This is a genomic window from Amycolatopsis sp., assembly GCF_036008905.1.
Taxonomy (GTDB): domain Bacteria; phylum Actinomycetota; class Actinomycetes; order Mycobacteriales; family Pseudonocardiaceae; genus Amycolatopsis.
This window is the reverse complement of record NZ_DASYMU010000139.1, coordinates 47,400-74,094: the sequence shown is the minus strand read 5'-3', so window position 1 is coordinate 74,094 and position 26,695 is coordinate 47,400. Positions and strand designations below refer to the sequence as shown.

19 protein-coding genes are annotated in these 26,695 nt (G+C 68.6%); 16 read left to right on the top strand and 3 right to left on the bottom strand.

What is annotated here, in order from left to right; genetic code table 11:
* The first annotated feature begins 654 nt into the window (after positions 1-654).
* From VGP60_RS24280 to VGP60_RS24250, 7 genes are all read left to right on the top strand, one after another.
* A complete protein-coding gene (locus VGP60_RS24280; RefSeq protein ID WP_327550377.1) occupies positions 655-4,347 on the top strand; it encodes a nitrate- and nitrite sensing domain-containing protein in 3,693 nt (1,230 codons plus the stop codon).
* Entirely contained in the window at positions 4,344-4,796 is a 453-nt protein-coding gene (locus tag VGP60_RS24275; RefSeq protein WP_327550376.1) for a roadblock/LC7 domain-containing protein, read from the top strand. The genes VGP60_RS24280 and VGP60_RS24275 overlap by 4 nt, the downstream gene beginning before the upstream one ends.
* A 7-nt stretch (positions 4,797-4,803) precedes the next feature.
* Positions 4,804-5,598, top strand: coding sequence for a DUF742 domain-containing protein (locus tag VGP60_RS24270; protein WP_327550375.1), 795 nt, complete (start codon positions 4,804-4,806; stop codon positions 5,596-5,598).
* The gene (locus VGP60_RS24265) at positions 5,579-6,190 is read left to right on the top strand and encodes a GTP-binding protein (RefSeq protein WP_327550374.1); all 612 of its coding nucleotides are present in this window, start codon (positions 5,579-5,581) and stop codon (positions 6,188-6,190) included. Before VGP60_RS24270 ends, VGP60_RS24265 begins: the two co-directional genes overlap by 20 nt.
* 69 nt (positions 6,191-6,259) lie before the next feature.
* The gene (gene icmF, locus VGP60_RS24260; RefSeq protein WP_327550373.1) at positions 6,260-9,496 is read left to right on the top strand and encodes a fused isobutyryl-CoA mutase/GTPase IcmF; all 3,237 of its coding nucleotides are present in this window, start codon (positions 6,260-6,262) and stop codon (positions 9,494-9,496) included.
* Positions 9,497-9,536: 40 nt separating this feature from the next.
* Positions 9,537-10,367 (top strand): LLM class F420-dependent oxidoreductase, encoded by an 831-nt coding sequence (locus VGP60_RS24255; protein ID WP_327550372.1) that lies wholly within the window; start codon positions 9,537-9,539, stop codon positions 10,365-10,367.
* 67 nt (positions 10,368-10,434) lie between these two features.
* Positions 10,435-11,427, top strand: a complete 993-nt coding sequence (locus VGP60_RS24250; RefSeq protein ID WP_327550371.1) for a TIGR03557 family F420-dependent LLM class oxidoreductase — start codon at positions 10,435-10,437, stop codon at positions 11,425-11,427.
* Between the two features lie 9 nt (positions 11,428-11,436).
* Here VGP60_RS24250 and VGP60_RS24245 read toward each other — a convergent pair whose 3' ends face one another.
* Positions 11,437-12,396 carry an ArsR/SmtB family transcription factor gene (locus tag VGP60_RS24245; protein WP_327550370.1) on the bottom strand — a complete coding sequence of 320 codons (960 nt, stop codon included), beginning with the start codon at positions 12,394-12,396 and terminating at the stop codon, positions 11,437-11,439.
* 262 nt (positions 12,397-12,658) lie between these two features.
* Between VGP60_RS24245 and VGP60_RS24240 the strand changes: the two genes are divergently transcribed.
* A complete protein-coding gene (locus tag VGP60_RS24240) occupies positions 12,659-13,276 on the top strand; it encodes an RICIN domain-containing protein (protein WP_327550369.1) in 618 nt (205 codons plus the stop codon).
* Positions 13,277-13,330: 54 nt separating this feature from the next.
* Here the strand turns inward: VGP60_RS24240 and kstR are convergent, their stop codons facing one another.
* Positions 13,331-13,969 carry a cholesterol catabolism transcriptional regulator KstR gene (gene kstR, locus VGP60_RS24235; protein WP_327550368.1) on the bottom strand — a complete coding sequence of 213 codons (639 nt, stop codon included), beginning with the start codon at positions 13,967-13,969 and terminating at the stop codon, positions 13,331-13,333.
* Positions 13,970-14,117: 148 nt separating this feature from the next.
* Here kstR and VGP60_RS24230 point away from each other — a divergent pair, with 148 nt between their 5' ends.
* Positions 14,118-16,262, top strand: a complete 2,145-nt coding sequence (locus tag VGP60_RS24230) for an acyl-CoA dehydrogenase (protein WP_327550367.1) — start codon at positions 14,118-14,120, stop codon at positions 16,260-16,262.
* Positions 16,263-16,366: 104 nt separating this feature from the next.
* The gene (locus VGP60_RS24225) at positions 16,367-19,042 is read left to right on the top strand and encodes a DEAD/DEAH box helicase (RefSeq protein ID WP_327550366.1); all 2,676 of its coding nucleotides are present in this window, start codon (positions 16,367-16,369) and stop codon (positions 19,040-19,042) included.
* Positions 19,043-19,064: 22 nt separating this feature from the next.
* Here VGP60_RS24225 and VGP60_RS24220 read toward each other — a convergent pair whose 3' ends face one another.
* Positions 19,065-20,306: an alpha/beta hydrolase gene (locus tag VGP60_RS24220; protein WP_327550365.1), complete on the bottom strand. Its 1,242-nt coding sequence runs from the start codon at positions 20,304-20,306 to the stop codon at positions 19,065-19,067.
* Between the two features lie 65 nt (positions 20,307-20,371).
* Between VGP60_RS24220 and VGP60_RS24215 the strand changes: the two genes are divergently transcribed.
* The 6 genes from VGP60_RS24215 to VGP60_RS24190 all read left to right on the top strand — a co-directional run bounded on the left by VGP60_RS24215 (position 20,372) and on the right by VGP60_RS24190 (position 26,648).
* On the top strand, positions 20,372-21,763 hold the full coding sequence (locus tag VGP60_RS24215) for a wax ester/triacylglycerol synthase family O-acyltransferase (protein WP_327550364.1): 1,392 nt from the start codon (positions 20,372-20,374) through the stop codon (positions 21,761-21,763).
* A gap of 182 nt (positions 21,764-21,945) precedes the next feature.
* Positions 21,946-23,010: an acyl-CoA dehydrogenase family protein gene (locus VGP60_RS24210; protein WP_327550363.1), complete on the top strand. Its 1,065-nt coding sequence runs from the start codon at positions 21,946-21,948 to the stop codon at positions 23,008-23,010.
* Between the two features lie 2 nt (positions 23,011-23,012).
* On the top strand, positions 23,013-24,176 hold the full coding sequence (locus VGP60_RS24205; RefSeq protein WP_327550362.1) for an acyl-CoA dehydrogenase family protein: 1,164 nt from the start codon (positions 23,013-23,015) through the stop codon (positions 24,174-24,176).
* Positions 24,173-25,081, top strand: a complete 909-nt coding sequence (locus VGP60_RS24200) for a bifunctional MaoC family dehydratase N-terminal/OB-fold nucleic acid binding domain-containing protein (RefSeq protein ID WP_327550361.1) — start codon at positions 24,173-24,175, stop codon at positions 25,079-25,081. Before VGP60_RS24205 ends, VGP60_RS24200 begins: the two co-directional genes overlap by 4 nt.
* Positions 25,078-25,482, top strand: coding sequence for a MaoC family dehydratase (locus VGP60_RS24195; RefSeq protein WP_327550360.1), 405 nt, complete (start codon positions 25,078-25,080; stop codon positions 25,480-25,482). Before VGP60_RS24200 ends, VGP60_RS24195 begins: the two co-directional genes overlap by 4 nt.
* On the top strand, positions 25,479-26,648 hold the full coding sequence (locus VGP60_RS24190; RefSeq protein ID WP_327550359.1) for a lipid-transfer protein: 1,170 nt from the start codon (positions 25,479-25,481) through the stop codon (positions 26,646-26,648). The genes VGP60_RS24195 and VGP60_RS24190 overlap by 4 nt, the downstream gene beginning before the upstream one ends.
* Positions 26,649-26,695 lie beyond the last annotated feature (47 nt).

The window sequence follows — 26,695 nt, the reverse complement described above, 5'->3', positions numbered from 1 at the left end:
CCTGGAAAGAAACCGCCATGTGGGGCCTGTCGAGACGTAATGCCACAACATCGTGCACACATTTGGGGTTGACCACCCGCTCGGGTGCACGCTCAGTAGGCCTTCCGGGGGCTCCGACTACTCTGCGTAGGCTATTCGGGTGACATGAGCGTCAGTAAAATCCGGCAGGCCGGTCACCGGAATTCGCATCCGTGGCCGGGACCGGTGAAATTCGTGCGGCCGACCCGGTAAAGAATGATATTTCCGCTGGTCAGCCCCCGTGCACTGAAGGAAATTGAGTAGGGCTGGATTGGTGTACGATTCTTTCGCCAAGCCGATCGCCGGGATCGATAGGGCGCCGAACCTCGTCCTCGAACAGCATCGCGTAAAGCGATCTGCTCGATGCTGCACTTCGCATGTTGCGAGGTCCGGGGTCACGCCGGGGTCGATCAGTGGTGGTTGGTCGGCGAGGCCCATGACACAGGTACGCCAAGACAGCAGCTAGTGACCAGACGTAGGACGCGGATCGGCAGGGATGCATCAGATGCGGGGCGAGGCTGAGTACCACGGGCCGACGCGCGTGATGGCAGATGTCCGAGGCGCCGCGAGCCGCCGACCGGGACCGACTACGCCGGACAGGGAGTCACGTTCGTGACCGTTGCACGAGAAGGCCAAGTGCCTGTGGGAAAGCTGCTCGGCCAGCCACCACGAAAACGACGAGGGCCGGACCTCGGGGCCGTCGTCCGCTGGCGGGACTGGAGCCTGCCCGTCAAGCTGTCGGCGGTCACGCTCGTCCCCATAGTCATCGCGCTCGTGCTCGGTGTCACCACGATCGGCAGCCAGGTCGGCCGGTCCGACGGCTACCAGCGCATCGACAGGCTGGTCGCGCTCAGCGCCGCGACGCGCACCCTCACCGACGGCGTGCAGCGTGAACGCACCGAAGCCGCGGCCGTGCTCACCGCCGGCACCGTCGGCGGTTCCCCGAAGCTCACCGGGATCCGTACCGAGGTCGACGCCGCGGTCCGGCCGTTCACCGAGGCCGCCGCCCGTGCGGCCGAGCGTGACGGCACGGTGGCCGCGTCCGACGACGACGCGCTGGCCCAGGTCGCCAAGCTCGGTGCCCTGCGGGGGCGGGCCACCGGTGGCGGGCTCGACGCCGCGGCGGCCATCACCGAGTACTCCGTCATCACCTCGGCGCTGCTGAAGCTCGACACGACCCTCGCGGCCGGCATCACCGACGACACCATCGGCGGCGCCCCGGGCGCCCTGCACGATCTCCAGGTGGGCAAGGAAGAGCTGTCGCTCAGCCAGGCGCTGGTCTCCTACGGCATCGCGCGGGGCAATCTCTCGCCCGGCGAGCTGAACCTCGTCCGCACCGCGCGGGTGCGGCTGTCGGACCGGATCGACGACTTCCGCGCCGGTGCCACCGCCGCTCAGCGCCAGGACTTCGACGTGGCCGTGCCCGGACCGGCCTTCGACACCCGCGAGTCCCTGTTGAAGCCGTTGCTGGGGGAGCAGGGCGCCCCGGGGCCGCAGGCGTTCCGCCAGCTTTCCGCACAGCAGTGGGACGAAAGCTCCACCACGGTCATCACCCGCTTGAACGAGGTCTCGAAGCGCCTTGGCGACCAGATCGGCGCGGCGTCGGACAAACTGGTCGAGGATTCGAGCAGCGGTGCCGGGCTCCTCGCGGTACTCCTGTTCGGCGCACTGGTGCTGGCGGCCGCGGTCGTCTTCCTCATCACGCGCCAGCTGCTTCGCTCGCTGCAGGTCCTTCGCGCCAGCGCGCTCGACGTCGCGGAGGCACAGCTCCCCGCGGCGGTGCGCAACATCCAGGAAGGCCGCGCACAGGGCAGTGACATCCAGCCCGTCCCGGTCAACTCCAACGACGAGATCGGCGAGGTCGCGCGGGCGTTCGACGCGGTGCATCACCAGGCGCTGCGGCTCGCCACCGAGCAGGCCGCGATGCGCACCGGCTACGGCAGCGTGTTCGTCAACCTTTCCCGCCGCAGCCAGAGCCTGGTGCAGCGCCAGCTGCAGCTGATCGAGCGGCTCGAGCGTGACGAAGAGGACGCCGACCAGCTGGCCACCCTGTTCCAGCTCGACCACCTCGCCACCCGGATGCGCCGGAACAACGAGAACCTGATGGTGCTCTCGGGTTCCGAGCCCACACGGCGGTCGGGCCAGCCGGTCACCACCACCGACGTGCTGCGCGCGGCGGTGTCGGAAATCGAGCAGTACCAGCGGGTCGTGGTGCAGCCGCCGCCGTCGGCGCGGATCGTCGGGCACGCGGCCAGCGACCTCATGCGCCTGGTCGCCGAGTTGCTGGACAACGCCACCGCGTTCTCCGCGCCGGAGACCAGGGTGACGGTCGCGACCAGGATCGCGGACGACCGGTCTCTGCAGATCGACATCCTCGACAAGGGCATCGGCATGAACGAGGCCGAGGTCGGCGAGGCGAACACGCGGCTGACCGAAGCCGCGTCGGTCGACCTGGCCACCTCGCGCCGGATGGGCCTGTTCGTCGTCGGGCGCCTCGCCAGCAGGCACCGCATCGGCGTGACCCTCCACGGCGGCAAGGACATCGTCGGGGTGCGCGCCACCGTCACGGTGCCCGCCGAACTGGTGATGGCGCCGACGGCGCAGGACAACACCGGGCCGTTCCCGGCGCACCGCTCGCAGAGTTCCGGCACCGGCGGCCCGCTTCCGCGCCGTCAGCGGCCGGTCAACGGCGCGAGCCGGCCCAGTATCTCGGTGCCGGCCCAGGGCGAGCAGACCGGCCGGTGGCCGTCCCCGGCGGACACCTCGTCGCTGAACGGCCACACCGTCGGCCAGGCACCCCGGCCGCCGTCGGATCTCGAAGTGTCCGGGACGGCGTTGTTCAGCCCGATCACCAAGGACGACGACTCCTCGGCGCCTCCGGCCCAGCAGCCCGCCCAAACGCTGCTGCCGCCGCTTCCCCCGTTGCCGCCGCTGCCGCCGCTCCCGGCGCCGCCCGTCCCGGCGGCCAGCGCCCCGGAACCGGAAGAAGAGGACCTCTCCGACGTCCGCGCCGGCACGCTGCCGAGCGGCAAGGACCTCTTCGCCGCCAACGGGACCCCGCTGAGCGACTGGTGGAACCAGACGGCCAGCAAGGAGCCCGAGGAAGCCAAGTCCAAGCCGGTTCCCGAGCCCACGGCCGCGGAAACCACGTCCGAGACCACGCCGATCTTCGACGAGATGCTGTCGGTGTGGTTCCGCAGCAGCACCACCCCGGCCAAGCCCGCGCCCGGCGAGCGCCCGGCCGAGGAGAAGCCGGCCGCGGACAAAGTCGTCGGCGAAAAGGCCGTCGCGGCCGAAAAGACCACTACTGAAGAGCCCGCCGCAGGTAAGCCCAAGCCTGAAAAGTCCACCGCCGGGAAGCCCGCGGCCGAGAAGGTCACCGCGGGCAAGGCCACGGACGAGAAGGCCGAAGACAAGCCCGCCGAAACGAAGTCCGCTGAAACGGAGCCCGCCGAAAAGGCCTCCGAAGAGCAGGCCGAGGAGCCGGGTTCGGCCGTCAGCTGGGACTTCGCCAGCGACGAGAACTGGCGGACCGTCCAGGCCGTGTCCCAGACACCGCCGTCGACGTTCACCACCGCCGGCCTGCCGATGCGGCGCCGGGGCGAGCAGCTCATGCCGGGCAGCGCGGCTCAGGCCGCCCCGCCCGTCCGCGGCCCGGTCTCCCGGCCGGACGTGCCGGTCCGCGACCCCGCCGAGGTGCGCGGCCGGCTGAACAGCTTCCAGCAGGGTGTCAGCCGGGGCCGCAAGGAAACGGCCGCGCCCGAGGCGGACACCACCCAGCCCGCTCCCGCCGAGCCCGTGGCCACCGCGCCCAAAGCCGCGCCGGAAGTCACCGCCGAGGAAGCCACGGTGACCCAGCCCGCGGTGACCCAGCTCCCGGAGGCACGTCCCGTGAACCCGCCGCTGCCCCAGCCCAGGGCGACGACCAGGCCCACGCCGACGCCGCGGAAGTCTTCGCTGCCCCAGCGCACGGCCAAGGCCGTCCCCGCGGCTCCAGCCCCGGCCGCGGAGACCACGGGCGAGACCCCGGATCTCGGTGCGACTTCGGAGTGGGTCTTCGGCTCCGACGACAACTGGCGCACCGTGCAGTCAGTGGCCACTACGGCACCGTCTACCTTCACTCCCGCGGGATTGCCGAGGCGTCGTGCCGGGGAGCAGTTGCTCCCGGGCAGCGCCGGAGCGCCCGCTGCGTCGGCCGGCCCCAGAGCGGACCGGGACCCGGACGACGTGAAAGGCCGGTTGAGTAGTTTCCAGCAAGGCATTCGGCGCGGACGGCACCGGACAGCTCAATCGACCGAAGCTAACCAAGAAACCCTGGAGGGTGAATGACCTCGCCGAATGCGGCACAGCCCCAGCAGAATCAGTTCGGATGGCTGGTCAACGATTTCGCCGAGCGTGTGCCGGGGGTGGCGCACGCGGTGGTCGTGTCGGCTGACGGGCTGCTCCTGACCTCGTCGAACCGTCTCCCGCTGGACAGGGCCGATCAGCTCGCGGCCGTCGCTTCCGGCATCGTCAGCCTCACCCAGGGCGCCGCACGGTGCTTCGAGGCCGGCGCGGTCAACGAGACCGTGGTCGAGATGGAACTCGGCATCATGGTCCTGATGTCGATCAGCGACGGTTCGTGCCTCGCGATCCTCGCCGCGCCGAACTGCGACATCGGCCAGGTGGCCTACGAGATGACGATGCTCGTCGACCGGGTCGGCCAGATCCTCACGCCGGAATTGCGTGCGCAACTTCAGGGCGCGGGCGGGTCGCTGATCGGCGAACCGGTGGGATGATATCGCGATGAGCACGGGACCCGGGTTTTCCGGTGAAGCGCCGGGAGCAGGTGAGCCACCTCCCGAGACCGAGGACGGCGCCGCTGCCGGTCGTGGAGACGACGGCACCTTCGCCGACGTCCTCAACGGCTTCTCCCTGGACTCAGGTCGTCGGCGGAAGCGCAAGAAGAGCAAGGAGTTCCAGGATGACCCCGCCGCGGGCACCGCGGACGGGTACTCGACACCGACCGACCAAGGAGACCGCGTGACCTCAGTAGTCTCTCCGCCGGCCAGTACCGAAAGCCTCGTCCCCGCTGGCGGGCTCTTCGACCCGGGCCCTCCGGTGCCCGAAGATCTACCCGATTATTCACCCGGCTACACGCCGGACTACTCCCCTGATTACCCGGATTTCGACGGGTACACCGTGCCCGGGGATCGCCATCCCGGGGACGATATTCATCCGGGTGAAGAGACCGCCATCGTGCGGCCCTACGCTCTTACGGGTGGCCGGACGAAGTCCAACTACGCATTGGAGCTGGAGACCCTCGTCTCCACGAAGGAAAGCGTCGCCATCGGAGCCATCTCCGATGCGGCGGTGGGACAGATCGAGAGCCTCTCGATCATGGAAGAGTGTCGGAGTCCTCGTTCGGTCGCCGAAATCGCGGCGTTCTTGCGTGTGCCGCTCGGTGTGGCGCGTGTCTTGATCAGCGACGCAGCGGACGCGGGGCTGGTGACCGTTCACAAGACGATCTCCGACAATGACGGCGCCGAAGCACATTTGGTGTTGATGGAAAGGGTTTTGAGTGGACTCCGTCGGCTTTAAGGCACCGCGGGAAACCGCGCCCCCGACCATGACATCTGCGAAGATCGTCGTGGCCGGTGGTTTCGGTGCGGGTAAGACGACCTTTGTGGGTGCAGTGTCCGAAATCGTGCCGCTGACCACCGAGGCGATGATGACGGACGCGAGTACCGGCATCGACAACATCGACAACACGCCGAACAAGACCACCACCACGGTGGCCATGGACTTCGGCCGTGTTTCGCTGGACGCCGACCTGATCCTGTACCTGTTCGGCACGCCCGGGCAGCAGCGGTTCTGGTTCATGTGGGACGACCTCGTCCGGGGCGCCATCGGGGCGGTGGTGCTCGCCGACACACGTCGTCTGGCGGACTCGTTCGCGCCGGTCGACTTCTTCGAGGATCGTGGCCTGCCCTACATCGTGGGCGTGAACACCTTCGACGGCATCCTCCAGCACGACATCAACGACGTGCGGGAAGCGCTGTCGATCGACCCGAGCATCCCGATCATCCAGTGTGATGCCCGGGACCGCGAGTCGACGAAGCAGACCCTGATCACGCTGGTCGAGTACGCCATGCGGCAGTGGATCGCGTTGCGGGCGGCCAAGGCGACGTAGCGGCGCTGAGACACCTATCACGTACTCCCACCGGTTGGAAATAGTAGGAAGTCCTAGTATTTTGGACCCATGAGCGCTGACCTGTACCGGCCTGTGAACCCTGTCCGGTTCGTTACCGCGTCCAGCCTGTTCGACGGGCATGACGCGTCGATCAACATCATGCGGCGGATCCTGCAGTCGCAGGGTGCCGAGGTGGTGCACCTCGGGCACAACCGGTCGGTCGACGAGGTCGCCACGGCGGCGATCGCCGAGGACGTGCAGGGCGTGGCGATCAGCGCCTACCAGGGTGGCCACGTCGAGTACTTCAGCTACCTGGTCGAGCTGCTGGCCGAACGCGGGGCCGGGCACATCAAGGTTTACGGCGGTGGCGGCGGCGTCATCGTGCGCGAAGAGATCGAGCTGCTGCACTCGCGGGGGGTCGCGAGGATCTTCTCGCCCGAGGACGGCTACGAGCTCGGCCTGCCCGGCATGATCAACTTGATGATCAAGGAATGCGACGTCGACCTGGCGGCCACGTCGCCGGGCTCGGTGGACAAGCTCCTCGCCGGTGACGTCCCGTCGCTCGCCAGGGTCATCACCCGGCTGCAGCGCGAATCGCTGCCCGCCGACTGGCTGACGGCGATCACCGAGGCCGCCGCCGCGCGCGCGGTGCCGGTCCTCGGCATCACCGGCACCGGCGGTTCCGGCAAGTCCTCGCTCACCGACGAACTGATCCGCCGCTTCCGGCTGGACCAGGAAGACAAGCTCCGCATCGCCGTGCTCGCCGTCGACCCGTCGCGCCGCAAGGGCGGTGGCGCGCTGCTCGGCGACCGGATCCGGATGAACTGCCTCGACGGCAGCCCGGTCTTCTTCCGTTCGCTCGCCACCCGTACCACCACCGGCGAGATCCCGGTCGGCTTGAGCGAATCGGTGCTGGCGTGCAAGGCCGCCGGGTTCGACCTGGTCATCGTCGAAACCCCCGGTATCGGCCAGGGTGACGCCGGCATCGTCGACTACGTGGACCAGTCGCTCTACGTCATGACCCCGGAGTTCGGCGCCGCGTCGCAGCTCGAGAAGATCGACATGCTCGACTTCGCCGACACCGTCGCGATCAACAAGTTCGAGCGCCGCGGCGCGGAAGACGCCCGCCGCGATGTCGCGAGGCAGCTCGTCCGCAACCGCGAGGCGTTCGGGTCGCCGCCCGACGAGATGCCGGTCTACGGCACCAGCGCGGCCAAGTTCAACGACGACGGCGTCACGGCGCTGTACCAGCATCTGCGGGATTCGCTGGCCGGGCGCGGGCTTTCGGTGTCCAGCGGAATGCTGCCGCACGTCGAGGGCAAGGTGTCGACCGACGCCAGCACGGTCATCCCGGCCGCGCGTTCGCGGTACCTGTCGGACATCGCGCAGACCGTGCGTGGCTATCACGAAGACACCAAGACCCAGGCCGCCGCGGTCCGCCGCCGTGAGGCGCTGACCGTCGCCCAGGAGGCGCTGACGGCGGCCGGTGCCGACACCGAGGCGATCGCGCAGCTGGTGGCCGCCGCCGAGGCCGATGTCGACGGCGAAGTGTCGAAGCTGCTGGAGCGGTACGCCGAAATCGCGGAGTCCTACCGCGAGGACGAGCTCGTCGTGAAGATCCGCGACAAGGAACTCCGCACGCAGCTGTGGCGGAAGACGTTGTCCGGCAACCGGATCCCGCGCGTGGCGCTGCCGCGCTACACCGACCCCGGCGAGCTGCTGTCGTTCCTGCGCCGCGAGCACCTGCCCGGATACTTCCCTTACACCGCGGGTGTTTTCCCGTTCAAGCGGGAAGGGGAGGATCCGGCGCGCATGTTCGCCGGCGAGGGCGACCCGTTCCGGACCAACCGCCGGTTCAAGCTGCTGTCGGCGGATTCGGACGCCAAGCGCCTGTCGACGGCGTTCGACTCGGTGACCCTCTACGGCCACGACCCGGACACCCGGCCCGACATCTACGGCAAGGTCGGTACCTCCGGGGTGTCCATCGCGACGCTCGAGGACATGAAGGCGCTCTACGACGGCTTCGAGCTGACGTCGCCGAGCACCTCGGTGTCGATGACGATCAACGGCCCGGCGCCGACGATCCTCGCGTTCTTCCTCAACACCGCGATCGACCAGCAGGTCACCGCGTTCGAGGAGAAGAACGGCCGCCCCCCGACTGGCGACGAAGCCGCCGAGCTGAAGGCGTGGGCGCTGGCCAACGTGCGCGGCACCGTGCAGGCGGACATCCTCAAGGAGGACCAGGGTCAGAACACCTGTATCTTCTCCACCGAGTTCTCCCTGCGCATGATGGCCGATATCCAGGAGTGGTTCATCGCCCACGCGGTGCGCAACTTCTACTCGGTGTCGATCTCCGGCTACCACATCGCCGAAGCCGGGGCGAACCCGATTTCGCAGCTCGCGTTCACGTTGTCGAACGGCTTCACCTACGTCGAGTCCTACCTGGCGCGCGGCATGGACATCAACGACTTCGCGCCGAACCTGTCGTTCTTCTTCTCCAACGGGATGGACGCCGAGTACTCGGTGCTCGGCCGCGTCGCCCGCCGGATCTGGGCCGTCGCCATGCGCGAGCGCTACGGCGCCGACGACCGGTCGCAGAAGATGAAGTACCACGTGCAGACCTCCGGCCGGTCGCTGCACGCGCAGGAGATGAACTTCAACGACATCCGGACCACGCTGCAGGCGCTGTGCGCGCTGTACGACAACGCGAACTCGTTGCACACCAACGCCTTCGACGAGGCGATCACCACGCCGAGCGAGAGTTCGGTCCGGCGCGCGATGGCCATCCAGATGATCATCAACAAGGAATGGGGCCTGTCGAAGAACGAGAACCCGCTGCAGGGCGCGTTCATCATCGACGAGCTGACCGATCTGGTCGAAGAGGCGGTGCTCGTCGAGTTCGACCGGATCTCGGAGCGCGGCGGCGTGCTCGGCGCGATGGAAACCGGCTACCAGCGTGGCAAGATCCAGGACGAGTCGATCCTGTACGAACGTCTCAAGCACGACGGCACCCTGCCGATCGTCGGCGTCAACACCTTCCGCAACGAGCACCCCGACGCACACGAGATGGACGTCGAGCTCGCGAGGGCGACTGAGAGCGAAAAAGAGTCGCAGCTGGCGCGGCTCGCGGACTTCCAGCAGCGGCACCACACCGACGCGCAGCAGGCGCTCAAGGCGCTGCGCGAGGCCGCGACCGTGGGCGGCAACCTGTTCGGCGAGCTGATGGAAGCGGCGCGGGTCTGCTCACTGGGTCAGATCACCGAGGCGTTCTTCGAGGTGGGCGGGCAGTACCGCCGCAACGTGTAGCTCAGGGAACATCACGCCGGATTCCGTGGTTCGATGAAGTATGAAGTTCGGCATCGCAACATTCGTGACCGATGAAGGCATCCGTCCCGACGCGCTGGGTGAGGCGCTGGAAGAGCGAGGTTTCGACTCGCTCTTCCTCGCCGAGCATTCGCATATCCCGGTGTCGAGGCAGAGCCCGTATCCCGGCGGCGGCGAGCTGCCTCAGGTCTACTACCGCACGCTCGACCCGTTCGTGGCGTTGACGGCGGCGGCCTCGGCGACCACCAACCTGCTGCTCGGCACGGGGATCGCGCTGCTCGTCCAGCGTGACCTGATCCACACCGCGAAAGAGGTCGCCAGCCTCGACCTGCTCTCGAACGGGCGGGTGGCGTTCGGCGTCGGTGTCGGCTGGAACCGCGAGGAGATGGCCAACCACGGCACCGATCCCAAGACCCGGGGCGCGCTGATCGACGAGCAGCTGGCCGCGTTGAAGGAGATCTGGACGAAGGACGAGGCCGAGTTCCACGGCAAGTACGTCGACTTCGACCCGATCTTCGCCTGGCCCAAGCCCGTCCAGAAGCCCCATCCGCCGATCTACATCGGTGGTGAGAGCCCCGCCGCGCTGGAACGCTTGGCGAAATTTGGCGACGCGTGGCTGCCGCGTGGGTACGCATCGCCGGAAGAGATCGTCAAGACACGTCAGTGGCTGGCCGAGCGTGGCCGTGGCGACATGCCGTTCACCGTCTTCGGCGCGCCCGCGGACCGTGCCGTGCTGGACGGTTACGTGCAGGCGGAGGTCGATCGGGTCACCTTCATGCTGGGTACCAAACCGAAGGCCGAAACCCTGCAGAAGCTCGACGAACTCGCGGTGCTCACCGAGGGTTACCGCTGACGTCGGGCAATCCTGATCTTGAACCGCTACCGTGAAGGCACACCCGAATGAGGATGGGACAAAGTACGTGACTGACGTTCAAATCGGCATGGCCGCGGCGCTGGAGCAGTTCTCGCCGCGTGAGTCGATCCGGCTGGCGGCATTGGCCGAGCAGCACGGGTTCTCCGGGCAGATGGCCGCGGACCACTTCCAGCCCTGGGTACCCCAGCAGGGCGAGGCGTCCTTCGTCTGGAGCGTGCTCGCCTCGCTCGCGGAGAACACCACCGGTGACCTCGGTCCCGGCGTGACCTGCCCGTCGTTCCGGCTCCACCCGGCGATGGTGGCGCAGGCCGCCGCGACGCTGGAGGCGACCTACCCTGGCCGTACCTGGCTGGGCATCGGGTCCGGTGAGGCGCTCAACGAGCACATCATCGGCGGGTACTGGCCGGAGGCGCCGGAGCGGGTGCGGCGGATGTTCGAGGCACTCGAGGTCATCCGGAAGTTGTTCACCGGCAAGGATGTCAAGCACAACGGCGAGTTCTTCAAGCTGCACACGACTCGCTTGTGGACGCTGCCCGACGGCCCGCCGCCGCCGGTCTACATCGCGTCGGCAGGCCCGTACACCTCGCGCAAGACCGGTGAGCTCGCCGACGGCCTGATCACGCCGGGCGCGTCGATCGACAAGCTCGCGGGCATCATCGACAACTTCAACCAGGGCGCGCGCAAGGCCGGCAAGGACCCCGACGAGATGCCGAAGCTGCTCCAGGTGCACCTGTCGTGGGCCGAGACCGACGAAGAGGCCTGGGCCAACGCGATGGACCAGTGGCCCAACGGCGGGATGAAGTTCCCGAAGGCCGACATCCGCTCGCCGTTCGACTTCGCGCAGATGGCGAAGCTGGTGCGCAAGGAGGACTTCGACGGTCGCATGGTCGTCTCGTCCGACCCGGACGTGCACCGCGCGGCGCTGCAGAAGTACGTCGACGCCGGGTTCAACCGCATCTACGTGCATAACGTCGGCCGCAACCAAGACGAGTGGATCAAGACCTTCGGCAGCGACGTGCTGCCGAAACTCACCGCCTGAGCGGTGGATTCACGACTCCAGCAGGGTGCTGCCCAGTGGTGTCAGCGAGTGCAGCACGGTGTTCCGGTCGCGGTAGGTGTTGATCAGCCCGGCCTGCCGCAACACGGAGGTGTGCCGGCTGATGGCGGACGGGGTGACCCCGAGCAGCGTGGCTAGCTCCGACGTGCTGCATCCGCTGGACATCGTCCGCAGTGCGGCGGCCCTGGTCGGCCCCAGGAGGTCGGCCAGGGCTTTTCGCTGCCCGCTCGGGGCGGTGCCGAGAACGGGCTGGGCCTGGCCGGAGTCACGGCCGGCCGGGTAGACCAGTCGCGTGGGCTGCGACGCCGGTCCGGTGACGACGGCCGGGGACAGCGCGAAGAACGCGGGCAGCAGCACCAGCCTGGCGTTGTGGAGCAGGACGTCGTTGTCCTCGCCCGAATCGCCGGTCAGGGGCGGGCAGCACCAGGTCATCGCCGGGCGCAGGCTGTTGAGCAACGCGTAGACGCCGCCGTTCAGCAGGATCTGGGTGCGCCTGTCACGGTCTGCCTCGACCTGAGCACGGATGAGTCGCCAGTGCGGGCCGAGTGCGGATTCGAAGTAGTCCCGTAACGCTTCGACGATGGCCGACGTCTCGCCGTCGGCCAGTTTCGCGGCCCAACCGGGAAGTTCGCGGCCGTTCGCGGCGAGAAGCACCCCGGTCCGGAGCTCTTCGACGCCGGTTTCGCGCACCGCGGCCACAGCGGCGTCGAGATCCTGCCGTCCGGGGAATGGGAGCAGGAACGCCGGTACGGCCGTTCCCGGTCGGCACAGCCACGCGAGCATCCGCGTCGATTCGGGCAGCCGGTGTCGCACCCAGCGTTTCCACCAGTTGAAGTCGGAAGCGCTTTCACGGCTCTGCAGCAGCTGCAGGCTCGAAGTCAGCTCGAACAAGGGATCCGCTCCCGACAACCCGACGCGTGCCAGGTCGTGCACGGTCAGTCTCAGGCGCACCGTCGAACCCCCAATTCGGTAATGGCATACCTTTTTCGTCCGTCTCGTCCTTGTCGTTACATGGCTGACCTGTGTTGTTGAGCGGTGACGCAATCTTGTCGACGCGTACCCGGCGCCGCGTGGATGATCCTGCAAGAGGGCTGCTGGTGCGGCCCTCTTCGAGGGGAAGACCTGTGCGGTTCGCCGCATGTCATCGCGAGGCCGGGGTTCGGTGTCCGGCTGTCCGCGATCCCTCGACTGGGACACCGGAAAAAGGGGAACAATGACGAAGTTGAAGCGAATCATGGTGACCGTCGCCGTCGCCGCGGGCGTACTCGCGTTGGCCACGGCGCCGCAGGCCGCGGCCGCGCCGAAGGAGGGGCCCGGCACCGCCGTGACGTCCATCAAGGGTGTGAAGCTGATCCCCGCGCAGCCGCGCGGGGCCGCCAAGAGGACCAACGGGGTCAACGCGCAGGCCGACGCGTACCTGATCCAGTCCGTGCTCAGCGGCCGGTGCCTCGACGCCGACCTGAACACGATCAACACCAACGGCACCAGAGTGCAGTTGTGGGACTGCGACGTTTACGCGGCGCAGCAGGCGTTCTACATCACGGCCATCCCTGAGGGCTACCTGCGCTTCCAGAACGTGGCGAGCGGCCGTTACCTGGACGCCGACCTGGCCTCGATCAACACCAACAACACCAGGATCCAGCTGTGGGACTTCGTCGGGGGTGCCACGAACCAGTGGTGGCTCGACACGGTCATCCCCGAGGGTTACCTCCGCCTCCAGAGCCCGGCGAGCGGCCGCTACCTGACCACCGAGGGTTCCGTCGGCGGCAACGGCACCAGGGTCCAGCTGTGGGACTACCTGCCCGGTGCGCATAGCCAGTGGTGGAACTGATCGCCTGAGTGAATGATTCCGGGCCCCATCCGGTTCGTCCGGGTGGGGCCCGTTCTACTTTTCCAGCAGCAGGCGGACGGACAGTTCCAGCCGGTTCGCGACGTCGGCCGCCGATGCCCGCCTGGTCACCCAGGCGACCAGGTTCGCCATCCAGACGTCGGCGACGACGTGGAAGACGTCCCGATCGGACTCGGTGGGCTCGTCGATGCCCATCGCCTGGGCGAACATGTTCTCCATCAGCCGTCCCACTTGCTCGACCTCGGCGGCGGCGGTGGTGTCGGCGAACATGAAGGCCCGGACCATGGCTTCGGTCAGGTGCGGGTCGCGCTGCATCAGCCGGGTGTTGCGGCCGAGCACGAACATCAGCCGCTCGGCGGGCGTTTCGCCGGGGATCGCGACGCGCTCGAGTTTCTCCTGCGCGCGCTCGAATTCGCGGGCGAGGCCCGAAACGAGCAGATGGATCTTGGACGGGAAGTAGCGGTACAAGGTGCCGAGTGCGACGTCGGCCTTCTCGGCCACGGACCGCATCTGGACGGCGTCGTACCCGCCCTTCGCGGCGAGCGCGAGAGTGGCGTCGATGATGCGGCGGCGGCGGTCCCGCTGCGCGGCCGAGCCGAGCTCGTCGCCGTTGGCCGCACCGAGCGCGCCGTTGCGGCTCTTCGTCGGCGCGGACGTCTTGGGCTTGCCAGCCATCGCCTCTCCCGGAACTTGTTCCACTTCGAAACCGTAGCGTACCTAACATCTGGAACTGTTCAAGCTCGGGTGGGCTCGCCGAAAAACTGAAACACGTTCTACACTGTTTCGACCGTGTTACGGGCGGCCCGCGGACCGAGGAGGAACCTTGCCGATCGCGATCACCGACGAGCAGCGAGCACTGGCCGAATCCATCCGGGCATGGGCCGCGGCCCGGTCTCCGCTGGACGTCGTCCGCGCGCTCGAAACCGCGGACGAGCCCGCCGCGGTGCTCCCCGGGTTGGCCGAAATCGGGCTGTTCGCGATCGCCGTGCCCGAGGAGCTCGGGGGAGCGGGCGGCACTGTGGTGGACGCGGCCGCCGGACTGGAAGCCGCCGCCACCGCGTTGCTGCCGGGGCCGGTACTCAGCACGGTACTCGGCGGGCTGCTGCTGTCCCGGATTCCGGAATCGGTGGTGGCCAAGGAATTGCTGCCACTGCTCGCCGACGGATCCGCGCGGCTGGCCGTCGCCCTCGACGCGGGGGAGCTCCGCGCTCGACGTTCACCCGATGGTGGGTTCTCGGTGGACGGCCGGGTCGACGCGGTGCTCGACGCCGACGAGACCGCTCACCTGCTGCTCGAAGCAGACGGAAGCCGGTTCTTGCTGGCGCCCGGGACCGAGGGACTGCGGGTCGAACGGGCGCGGTCGTTCGACTTTTCGAGGTCGACGGGGCACGTCGTTTTGGCCGGCGTGAAGGTGCCGCCGTCCGCCGTGCTTTCACTGGACTCCGTCGCCGCGGCCGCCGCGACCCTCGCCGCCGCCGAAGCCGCGGGTGTCGCGGCCTGGTGTGTCCGCACCGCGAGTGAGTACGCCAAGGTGCGGGAGCAGTTCGGCCGCCCGATCGGGTCCTTCCAGGCGATCAAGCATCTGTGCGCGGAGATGTTGTGCCGCACGGAAGTCGCCGCCGCGCTGGCCTGGGACGCGGCGCGGGCGGCCGACGAAGACCCGGAGCAGCACGCGCTGGCCGCTGCTTCGGCTGCCGCGGCGGCACTCGACGCGGCCGTCGAGAACGCGAAGGACTGCATCCAGGTGCTCGGCGGGATCGGGTTCACCTGGGAGCACGACGCGCATCTGTACCTCCGCCGGGCGCTCGCGTTGCGGCAGTGGCTCGGTGGTTCCGGCGTCTGGCGCCGGCGCGCGGCCGAGCTGGCGCTGGCGGGGTCACGACGTGCGCTCGTTCTCGACCACCACGACGACTTCACCGACGAGGCCCGCGCCATCGCGGCCGGGATCGCGGCGCTTCCGTTGGGGGAGCGGCGATCCCGGCTGGCCGAGACGGGTTTCCTCACGCCTCACTGGCCCAAGCCGCACGGGCTCGACGCGTCCGTCGGCCGGCAGCTGGCGATCGACGCAGCGCTCGCCCAAGCTGGAGTTCACCGGCCCGACCTGGTCATCGGCGCGTGGGCGATTCCCACGATCCTGGAGCACGGATCGGGTGAGCAACGGGAACGGTTCGCCGGCCCGACCCTGCGCGGCGAGCTCACCTGGTGCCAGCTGTTCAGCGAGCCGGGGGCCGGCTCCGATCTGGCTTCCTTGCGTACCAAGGCAGCCAGGGCCGACGGTGGCTGGCGGCTGACCGGGCAAAAGGTGTGGACGTCGCTCGCGGCGCAGTCCGACTGGGCGATCTGCCTGGCCCGCACGAACCAGGAAGCGCCGAAGCACAAGGGAATCACGTATTTCTTAGTGGACATGAGCGCGGCAGGGATCGAAATCCGGCCGCTGCGTGAGATCACCGGGGAAGCCGTGTTCAACGAGGTGTTCCTCGACGACGTCTTCGTCCCGGACGACTGTGTGGTCGGCGAGGTCGACGGCGGCTGGCGGCTGGCGCGGACGACGCTGGCCAACGAGCGGGTCGCGATCGGCGGCGGACCCGCCGTCGGTGAAGGGGTCGAACGCCTGCTCGCGGGGCTGGCCGGTGCCGTTTCGGAGTCCATGGCGGAGCGGCTGGGCGAGTTGATCGCCCAGGGTTCCGCGGGGTCGCTGCTCGACCTGCGGGCCACGCTGCGCAGGCTGGCGGGCCAAGGGCCGGGCGCGGAGTCGAGTGTGCGGAAACTGCTCGGGGTCCGGCATCGCCAGGACGTCGCCGAGACCGCGCTGGAGCTGCTCGGCCCGCGCGCGCTGGTCGTGGACGAGTCGACGTCGTCCGCGCAGCACGAGTTCCTGCTGACGCGGTGCCTGAGCATCGCGGGCGGCACCACACAGGTGCTCTTGAACCTCGCCGCCGAGCGGCTACTGGGCCTCCCGCGGGGCTGAAGAACCCCGCGACCGGTCCGTTCGCGGCGCACTTCCCAGTAAAACGGCCATGTCGCCGAAAGCCCTGATCAAAGTGTCGGAGAGGTCGCCTATCGTCTCTTCCCGTGCGGTACGGCGAACAAACCCAGGCCACCTACGTCCCAGCGGATCCACCCCGGGACGGGGTTCTCGCGTTGTGGGGACACGAAGGCGGGGACACCCCGCTCGAATTCGTCCTGCCGGTGGGCAAGACCTACCAGCGCACGAAGGTCGACGCGTCACTGATCCCGCTCGAGAAGGCGATTCCCGGGTTGCTGGACGCGGAGGGGGACGAGAGTCCGTCGATCATCGCGTGGGCGGCGGCACTGGAAGCGGGGGTGAACCTGATCGCGCGGGGCCGGGTGCAACAGGCGTCGAGCCCGAGCGGGCACGACGCCTGGCGAGTCGGTCCGCTGGATCTCGACGACGAGCGCCTGCTGCGGGATCTGGCCGCCAAGCTGCCGCCCGAGGCGCACGCTTTGCCGCTGTCCGGGGTGAAACGGATCCGGCTGCACTCACCGGAGTCGCTGATCCGCGCGCTGTGGGACGCCGCGGCGGACGTGCTGGTGCCGAGCCGCTCGGCCCCGGCCGAGCCGGGGAACAGCGGCGTGGATCTCCTGCTGCGTATCGAGATCCGGCGTTCGGAGCCCACCGAGACCGACGAAGGGGGCTTCAAGTACTTCGGGGTGCTCGCCTTGCGCAGCCGGGCCGACCCGAGCCTGGTGGTCGATTTCGCGGCGCTGCGGGAGGTCCCCGCCCTGGTACGCGCCCGGCTGGGCGAAGAGGTGGATACGCAGGTGCTGCTGGGCCTGCGGCGCGGATCGCGGGCCTGGTCACCGTTCGAACTGATGCAGTACGCGGACTCACCGGGCGAGATGCCGCTGACCGATGAGCAGGTCGTCGAGCTGTTCGGTCACGGTGCCCGTGCGCTGGCGGGCGCGGGGGTCGAAGTGTTGTGGCCCAGCGGTTTCTTCGAAGGTGCGGTCAAGGCGAAGGCGTCGGTCGCCAAGGCACCCGCCAGCGTGACCGGGCCGGTGCTCACGATGAGCAGGCTCCTCGAATTCCAGTGGAAGCTGAGCATCGGTGACGAAGAGCTGACCGAAGAAGAGGTGACGGCACTCGCGGAGGCCAAACGGCCGATGGTCCGGCTCCGCGGAAAGTGGGTGCGCGCCGATCCGGCGTTGGCCCACCGGCTCCGCAAGCGCAGGAAGGTTACCCAGGCGGAGGCGATCGCCGCCGCGTTGACGGGCACCCTCGAAGTCGACGGCGAGCGCATCGAGTTCGTCCCGCCGGACGCCCTGGCCGGTCTCGCCGAGCGGCTCAAGGCGGGCACGCCGGAGAAGGTGGAACCGTCGCCGGATCTGCACGCCACGCTGCGCCCGTACCAGCGGGTGGGCCTCGCCTGGCTGGCGAACATGACCGAGCTGGGGCTGGGCGGCTGTCTCGCCGACGACATGGGCCTCGGCAAGACCATCCAGCTCATCGCGCTCCACCTGCACCGGCGGACGCTCGGGGCCGGGCCGACGCTGGTGCTGTGCCCGACCTCGTTGCTGGGCAACTGGCAACGCGAGATCGCCCGGTTCGCGCCGTCCGTCCCGGTACGGCGGTTCCACGGGGGTGCCCGGCACCTGGAGGGCGTGGCGCCCGACGAGGTGGTGCTCGCGACGTACGGCGTCCTGCGGCGGGACAGGGAGGCACTCGCCGAGGTCGGGTGGGGCCTGGTCGCGGCCGATGAAGCCCAGCACGTGAAGAACCCGCTGTCGGCGACGGCTAAGCAGCTGCGGCTCATCCCCGCCGCGGCGAGGGTGGCGCTGACGGGCACCCCGGTGGAGAACCGGCTCACCGAGCTCTGGTCCATTTTGGACTGGACGACCCCAGGCCTGCTCGGCACGCTCGATCACTTCCGGCGCCGGGTGGCCCGGCCGGTGGAACGTGACCACAACGCCGAGATCACCGAGCGGCTCGCCATGACGGTCCGCCCGTTCCTGTTGCGGCGGAAGAAAACCGACCCGGACATCGCACCCGAGCTGCCCCGCAAGACGGAGACGGACAGGTTCGTGCCGCTCACCTCCGAGCAGGCGACGCTGTACGAAGCGGTGGTGCGGGAGAACCTGGCGGAGATCCGGAAGTCCGACGGTATCCAGCGGGCCGGGCAGGTGCTCAAACTGCTCACCGAGCTCAAGCAGATCTGCAACCATCCCGCGCAGTACCTGAAGGAGCAAGGGCCGCTGAGCGGGCGTTCGGGGAAGCTGGCCGCGTTCGAGGAACTGCTCGACGTCGTCCTCGACGAGGGCGACAGCGTGCTGGTGTTCAGCCAGTACGTCCAGCTGTGCAAGCTGCTGGAAGCCCGGCTCGCCGAGCGCAAGGTGGCCACGATGCTGCTCTCGGGGTCGAGCACGGCGAGCCAGCGCGACGACATGGTGAACCGCTTCCAGGCCGGCGAGGTGCCGGTGTTCTTGCTGTCGCTCAAGGCTGGTGGAGTCGGGCTGAACCTGACGAAGGCGACGCAGGTGATCCACTACGACCGCTGGTGGAACCCGGCCGTGGAGGATCAGGCGACGGACCGCGCGTACCGGATCGGGCAGGACAGGCCGGTGCAGGTCCACCGCCTGATCGCCGAAGGCACCCTCGAAGAGCGCATCGCCGCTGTGCTGGAGACCAAGCGCGGGCTGGCGGACGCCGTCGTCGGCTCGGGCGAGGACTGGATCACCGAACTGTCCGACGACGAGCTGGCCGCACTCGTGAAGCTGGGTGATCGATGACAGCCCATCGATAGAGGACGGCTCACGTGACGGGCGACTTGCGGTAGGTCCACTCCAGGAAGCGCTCGACCCCGCGGACGACGTGGGCGCTGCGGATGGACGGGAAGATGTCGAAGGCGTGCTGGGCGCCGGGGATCTCGGCGTAGGCCACGGGGTTCTTCGAGATCTCGCGCAGGCGCTGGACGAACCCGCGGGCTTCGCGCACCGGGACCAGCGAGTCGCGCTCGCCGTGGATCACGAAGAACGGAGGTGCCTCGTCGGTGATGCGGTCGAGCGGTGACGCGGCGATGTAGTCGTCGAGGAAGTTGGCCGGGTCCTTGTCCTTGGCGAAGACGTACTTCGCGATCAGGCTCTCCAGCCGGGCCGCGCTGGAGCGCGAGCCGCTGGTCGCGGCGAAGTCGTAGACGCCGTAGTGCGGGGAGCAGGCTTGGATGCTGGTGTCGACGTCCTCGAAGCCCGGCTGCAGCTTGGGGTCGTTCTGGGTGAGCGCGAGCAGCGCGGCCAGGTGACCGCCCGCGGAGCCGCCCGTCACGGCGAGGAACGACGCGTCGCCGCCGTAGGTGTGGATGTTCTCGCGGATCCAGCCGACAGCGCGCTTCGCGGCGACGATGTGATCGGGCCAGTGCGCCTTCGGGGAAAGGGGGTAGTTGATCGCCACGCAGATCCAGCCGCGTTCGGCCATGTGCTGCATGAGCGGCACGCCCTGCTGCTCCTTCTCGCCGATCACCCAGGCGCCGCCGTGGACCTGGAGCAGGACCGGGGCACCGGTGACGGGCTCGCGTGGCTGGTAGACGTCGAGCATGAAGCGCTTGCCGCCGGCTGCGTAGGCGACGTTGTGGTGCCGCCGCACCTCGGGGTTGCGCATGCGGAACGGCATCACCAGCTGGCCCCACGGGGTCGCCAGGTCGGTCGCGCTCGGCGGGTGCTCCAGGTGTTCGAGGTAGTCGGTCCCGATGCCCTCGGTGAGCGCGTCCTCGATCACGCCCTTGGCACGCTGCGAGGTCGCGATGAGGCTCGCCAGGCCGGCCGCCGACAGACCGGCCAGCGCCAGTCCGATGTGGTCGGCCTTGCTCCGCGAGCCGCGGCGCAGGTAGTGCTGCGCGGTGTCCGCGGCGGTCAGCGCGAGCAGGTGCGGGGCGAGTTCCCCGGTCAGCCACCCGGCGAAGAACGTGGGAAAGGCCGTACGTTCGCCGCGGACCGGGCGGATCGCGTTGGCGACGAGGCCGAGCTGAACCGCCCGGCGGGTGACGAAGTTCGGCTGCATGACTCCGATGCTACCCGCCGGTAGTCGAGTAGAAGGCAGAGTCGAGGGCGCCTATTCTCGGACGTATGCAGCGACTCACCGGCCTCGACGCGAGTTTCCTCTACCTGGAAACCTCCTCGCAGCTGCTGCACGTCTGCGGCCTGATGACCCTGGATGGCTCGACCGTGCCGGGGGGCTACAACTTCGCCAAGTTCAAGCGGCGCCTGGACATCAGGGTGGCGCTGATCCCGGCATTCCGCCGCAAACTGCACAATCCACTCTGGAATCTGAGTCACCCGGTCTGGGTGGAGGACGAGGATTTCGACCTCGACCACCACCTTCACCGCATCGGGGTACCCGCGCCGGGAGATCGCCGCGAACTCGCCGAACTGTGCGCGCACATCGCCGGTCAGCCGCTCGACCGGAGTCGTCCGCTGTGGGAGATGTACGTCATCGAAGGGCTCGCCGACGGTGAGGTCGCGGTGCTGCTCAAGATGCACCACGCCAGTGTCGACGGGGTCAGCGGCGCGAGCCTGATCACCTACCTTGCCGGTCTGGCCCCGGACTCCGACCCGCCCGAACCCGGGCAGAACGGCAAGGAGAACCAGCCCGCTCCAGGTCAGTTCTCCTTGTTGCGCAACAGTGTCACCTCGGTCGCGAAGCTGCCGTTCGAAGTCGCGAGGCTGCTGCCGGACCTGGTCGGCATGGTGCCCCAGTGGGTGGGCAAAGCCTTGCACGGCAAGGGAATGCCCGTGCCGTTCACTGCTCCGCGAACCTCGTTGAACGGCACCATCACCGGTCATCGCAGCGTCGCGTACACGTCGGTCTCGCTCGACGACGTCAAGAAGGTGAAGAACGCTTTCGGGGTGACGGTCAACGACGTGGTGCTCGCCATGTGCGCGGGCGCGCTGCGGAAGTTCCTCGAAGACCGCGGCGAACTGCCGGACGATCCGCTCGTCGCGACCGTGCCCGTCTCGGTGCACGAACGCACCGAACGCGATCACGGCGCCAACAAGGTTTCGGCGTTCTTCGCCTCGCTGCCGACCCATCTCGCCGACCCGGCCGCCCGGGTCTTCACGCTCGCCGAGAACAACCGGCTGGCCAAGGACCACCACCAGACCATCGACGCCGACATGCTGCAGGACTGGGCCCAGTTCTCCGGTGCGACCATGTTCGGCCTCGCCGTCCGCGCCTACTCGGCGCTGCGGCTGGCCGAGAAGCACCGGGTGGTGCAGAACCTGGTGATCTCGAACGTGCCCGGCCCGCCGATGCCGCTGTACCTGCTCGGCGCCCGCATCACCGGCCTCTACCCGCTCGGCCCCGTCTTCCACGGCGCCGGCCTGAACATGACCGTCCTGTCGAACGCCGGCAAGATCGACATCGGCCTGCTCGGCGCCTGGGAACTCGTCCCCGACCTGTGGCCGCTCGCCGCCGCCATGCCCGCCGCCCTCGAAGACCTCCTCGCCGCCACCCCCTGACCCGAGTGCGGTCTGCGCACGCTCGTGGGCGGTCTGTGTACGCGTGATCGCCGTTGGTGTACGGCTTCACCCGGCCGGTCCGTAACTCGTTCTATCCCGCCAAAGGCTTGCCGTCTCCGGATGTTCTTGTTAGAACTAGAACAGGTTTCAGTATTGGTCCGGTCGGCAGGCGAGGAGCCAGTGTGGACTTCACCCTCGACGACGTGCAGCGCGAGATCGCCGATCTCGCCTCCGTCGTGCTCCGCAAGGAGCTCGACCCGGACCGCGCCTGGCGAGCGCTGGCCGACTCCGGCCTGCTCGCGCTGGCGCTGCCGGCCGAACTGGGCGGCGATGGGCTCGGTGTCGCCGAGGTCACCATGGTGCTGACGGAAGTCGGCCGGGCCGCCACCCCGGTGCCCGCGTTCACCGCGCTCGCGCTGGGAGTGCTGCCGATCAGCCGGCTCGGGAGCCCGCGGCAGCGAGCCGAGCTGCTGCCTGGCATCGCCTCGGGAGACTCGCTGGTGACAGCTGCCCTGCACGAGCCGTCGGCACCACTGGTCCGGCGGCCCGCCACCACCGCGGTCGCCGTCGACGGCTCGTGGTCGCTGTCGGGGACCAAGATCGGCGTGCCCTACGCGGCGACGGCCGCCAAGATCCTGGTGCCGGCCTCGGTCCTCGGGGGCACCGGCGTCTTCCTGGTCGACCCACATGCCGTCGGCGTCACCCTCACCGCGACCCGCAACTCCAGCGGCAGCCCGGAATGCACGGTCGGACTCGCCGGGGTGCGCGTCGAGGAAACAGACCTGCTCGAAGACCGTCAGTCCGGTGAGGCGATCGCGACGCTGCACCGGTTCGCGCTCGCGGGCGCCGCCGCGCTGGCCGACGGAACGCTGGCGGGCGCGCTGGAACTGACCACCGCGCATGTCGGCTCGCGTGAGCAATTCGGCAAGCCGCTCGCCAGATTCCAGGCGGTGGCCCAGGAAATCGCCGACGTCTACGTCGCGTCCCGCACCCTGCACCTGGCCGCGATGTCGGCAGTCTGGCGGCTTTCCGCCGGACTCGACGCGGACGCCGACCTGGACATCGCGGCCTACTGGCTGGCCGAGGAAGCACCCAAGGCGTTGGCGCTCTGCCACCACCTCCACGGTGGGCTCGGCGTGGACGTGACCTATCCGCTGCACCGCTACTACTCGGCGGTCAAGGATCTCGGCCGGTTCGTCGGCGGCACCGCGAGCAGGCTGGACAAGCTCGGCGAGCTGGTGGGGTGAGCATGCGACTGGAACTGACCGCGCAGCAACAGGAACTGCGGGCGGAGCTCCGCGGATACTTCGCCGGTCTGGTGTCACCCGAGGAACGCCAGGCGATGTTCCGCGAGCGCCACGGGCCCATCTACCGCGACATCGTGCGCCGGATGGGCCGCGACGGCAGGCTCGGTGTCGGCTGGCCGGTCGAGCACGGCGGGCGTGGGTTCGGCGAGATCGAGCAGCACATCTTCGTCGACGAAGCCGCCAGGGCCGACGTCCAGCTGCCGTCGGTCACCCTCCAAACCGTCGGCCCGACGCTGCAGGATTTCGGGACCGCCGAACAGAAATCCCTGTTCCTGCCCAAGATCCTCGCCGGTGAGATCCATTTCGCGATCGGCTACACCGAGCCCGGCGCCGGCACGGACCTCGCCTCGCTACGGACTTCCGCGGTCCGGGACGGCGACGAGTACGTCGTCAACGGCCAGAAGATCTTCACCACCGGTGGTCACGACGCCGACTTCGTCTGGCTCGCCGTCCGCACCGACCCGGCCGCGCCCAAGCACCGCGGGATCTCGATCCTCATCGTGGACACCAGGGATCCCGGCTACTCCTGGACCCCGATCATCACCTGCGACGGTGCCCACCACGTGAACTCCACCTACTACCAGGACGTCCGCGTCCCGGCGAACATGCTGGTGGGCAAGGAAAACGAAGGCTGGAAGCTGATCACCACCCAGCTCAACCACGAACGCGTCATGCTCGGGCCTGCCGGCCGGATCGCCGGTCTCTACGACCGCGTGCGCAACTGGGCGTCCGCGCGCAAGACACCGGACGGCACACCGCTGCTGAACCTGCCCGACGTCCGCGGCGTGCTCGCCGAAACCCTGGCCACCATGCGGATCAACGAGCTGCTGAACTGGCAGGTCGCCTCGGCGGCGCAGCTCGACATCGCGGACGCGTCGGCGACGAAGATCTTCGGCTCGGAGCGGATCCAGCGCATCAGCCGGCTACTGGAGGAGATCGTGGCGCGACACGGTGACCCGGCCGAACCGGACACGGCCGCGCTGGCCGCCTGGCTGGACGTGCTGGCGAAACGGAACCTGGTGCTCACCTTCGGCGGCGGGGTCAACGAGATCCAGCGCGAACTGATCGCGACCGCCGGGCTCGGATTGCCGCGGGTGCCACGATGAAGATCGAGGAAGCCGCCGAAAAGATCGCCGCCCAAGGGGAATCCGCGCCGCGATTGGCCCGTGACCCGGTCAACCAGGCCATGGTGAACAACTGGGTCGAAGCCATCGGGGACACCAACCCGGTCTACACCGACGCCGGGTTCGCCCGCGGCTCGGTCCATGGCGGCCTCGTCGCGCCGCCCGCGATGGCCCAGGTGTGGACGATGAACGGCCTGCACGGCACCAGGGCCGACGACGATCCGCTCGCCGCGATGATGGCCCACCTGGACGCCGAGGGCTTCACCTCGGTCGTGGCCACCAACTCCGAGCAGACCTACCACCGCTATCTCCGCCCCGGTGACCACGTTTCCGCCACGACCAAACTCGAAGGCGTTGCGGGCCCGAAGAAAACGGCACTGGGCGAAGGGTGGTTCGTGACCACCCGCACCACCTGGTACGTCGGCGAGGAACCCGTGTCCGACATGGTGTTCCGGGTCCTCAAGTTCCGCCCGCCCGCCGCCGAACCGCCGTCACTCCAAGTACTCCGGCCCGTGATCAGCAAGGACACCGAGTTCTTCTGGGCCGGCACGCGCGCGGGTGAGCTGCGAATCCAGCGCTGGGGCGAAACCCTGCGCCACCCGCCGGGCCCGATGCCCCCCGACGGCGATCTCGACCTGGTGCCCGGCTACGTCGTCGCGTCCGGTCGAGGTCGGGTCTACAGCTACGTCGTGCACCATCACCCGCCTGTGCCCGGCAAGGAACTGCCGTTCGTGGTGGCGCTGGTGGAATTGGAGGAAGGTGTTCGCGTGCTCGGGGAACTGCTGGGAGCCGATCCCGAAACAGTCCGGATAGGACAGTCCGTCGAAGTGGCTTTCCTGCGCATAGACGAAGAACTGACCCTCCCGGCCTGGCGGGCCGTGTCATGAGCACCCCCGTGGACGTCGGCACCGAGCTGCCGCCGCTGACGATCGAAGCGACCCCGACCTTCGTGGTGAGCACCGCGCTCGCGACCCGCGACTTCCAGGACGTCCACCACGACCGGGATTCCGCGGTGGCCAGGGGGTCGAAGGACATCTTCGTCAACATCCTGACCGACACCGGTCTCGTGCAGCGGTTCGTCACCGGCTGGGCCGGGCCCGAGGCGCTGGTGCGATCGATCAAGATCCGGCTCGGGGTCCCGTTGTACGCCTACGACACGCTGACGTTGTCCGGTCGCGTGATCGAGAAAACCGGGGCGGACGTCGTCGTCGAGGTGACCGGGACGGACGGCCTCGGCGCGCACGTCACCGGCACCGTCGAACTCACCTTGCCGGGAGGGATTTCGTGACGCTGTCCGGGAAAGCCGCGATCGCCGGGATCGGCGCGACCGAGTTCTCCAAGGACTCGGGACGGTCCGAACTGCGCCTGGCCTCGGAATCGGTGCGGGCGGCACTGGACGACGCCGGTCTCAAACCGTCCGATGTGGACGGACTGGTCTCGTTCACCATGGACGCCAACAGCGAAATCTCCGTCGCGCGTGAACTCGGCATGGGCGACCTGAGCTTCTTCAGCCGGATCCACTACGGCGGGGGAGCGGCGGCGGCCACCGTGCAGCAGGCGGCGATGGCCGTGGCCACCGGTGTCGCCGAAGTCGTCGTCGCCTACCGCGCGTTCAACGAACGCTCCGGCCACCGGTTCGGCCAGGTGTCCGAAGCCGCCGCCCAGCAGGTGAACTCTTCGGGCGTCGACAACAGTTTCCACTACCCGATGGGCATCGCCACCCCCGCCGCCACCGTCGCCATGCTGGCCAGGCGGTACATGCACGAATACGGTGCGACCAGCGAGGACTTCGGCCGGATCGCCGTGCTGGACCGGAAACACGCCGCGACCAACCCGAAGGCCTGGTTCCACGGCAAGCCGATCACCTTGGCGCAGCACCAGTCATCCCGCTGGGTCGCGGAACCGCTGCACCTGCTCGACTGCTGCCAGGAGAGCGACGGCGGGGTGGCGCTGGTGATCACGAGTGCCGAGCGGGCGCGCGATCTCGCGCAGCGGCCCGCGTTCATCGCCGCCGCGGCACAGGGCAGTGGACCGGACCAGTACGTGATGACCAGCTACTACCGCGACGAATTGGCCGCCCTGCCCGAGATGGGCGTGGTGGGCAGGCAGTTGTGGGCGCAGTCCGGCCTGACACCGCAGGACGTGGATGTCGCCGTGCTGTACGACCACTTCACGCCGTACGTTCTTATGCAACTGGAAGAACTCGGCTTCTGTGGCCGGGGGGAGGCGAAGGATTACATCCAGGGTGACACTTTGCAACTGACGGGGAAACTGCCGTTGAACCCGCACGGCGGTCAGCTCGGCGAGGCCTATATCCATGGTATGAACGGCATCGCCGAAGCGGTGCGCCAAATCCGCGGGACCTCCGTGAACCAGGTGCCGGACGTTGGAAACGTAGTGGTCACAGCCGGAACCGGGGTGCCGACGAGCGGTCTCGTCCTGCGCGGAAGTTGATCTTCTGTTCTGCCGCAACGGTCGCCGGGGCGTGCGGATTGCCCGAA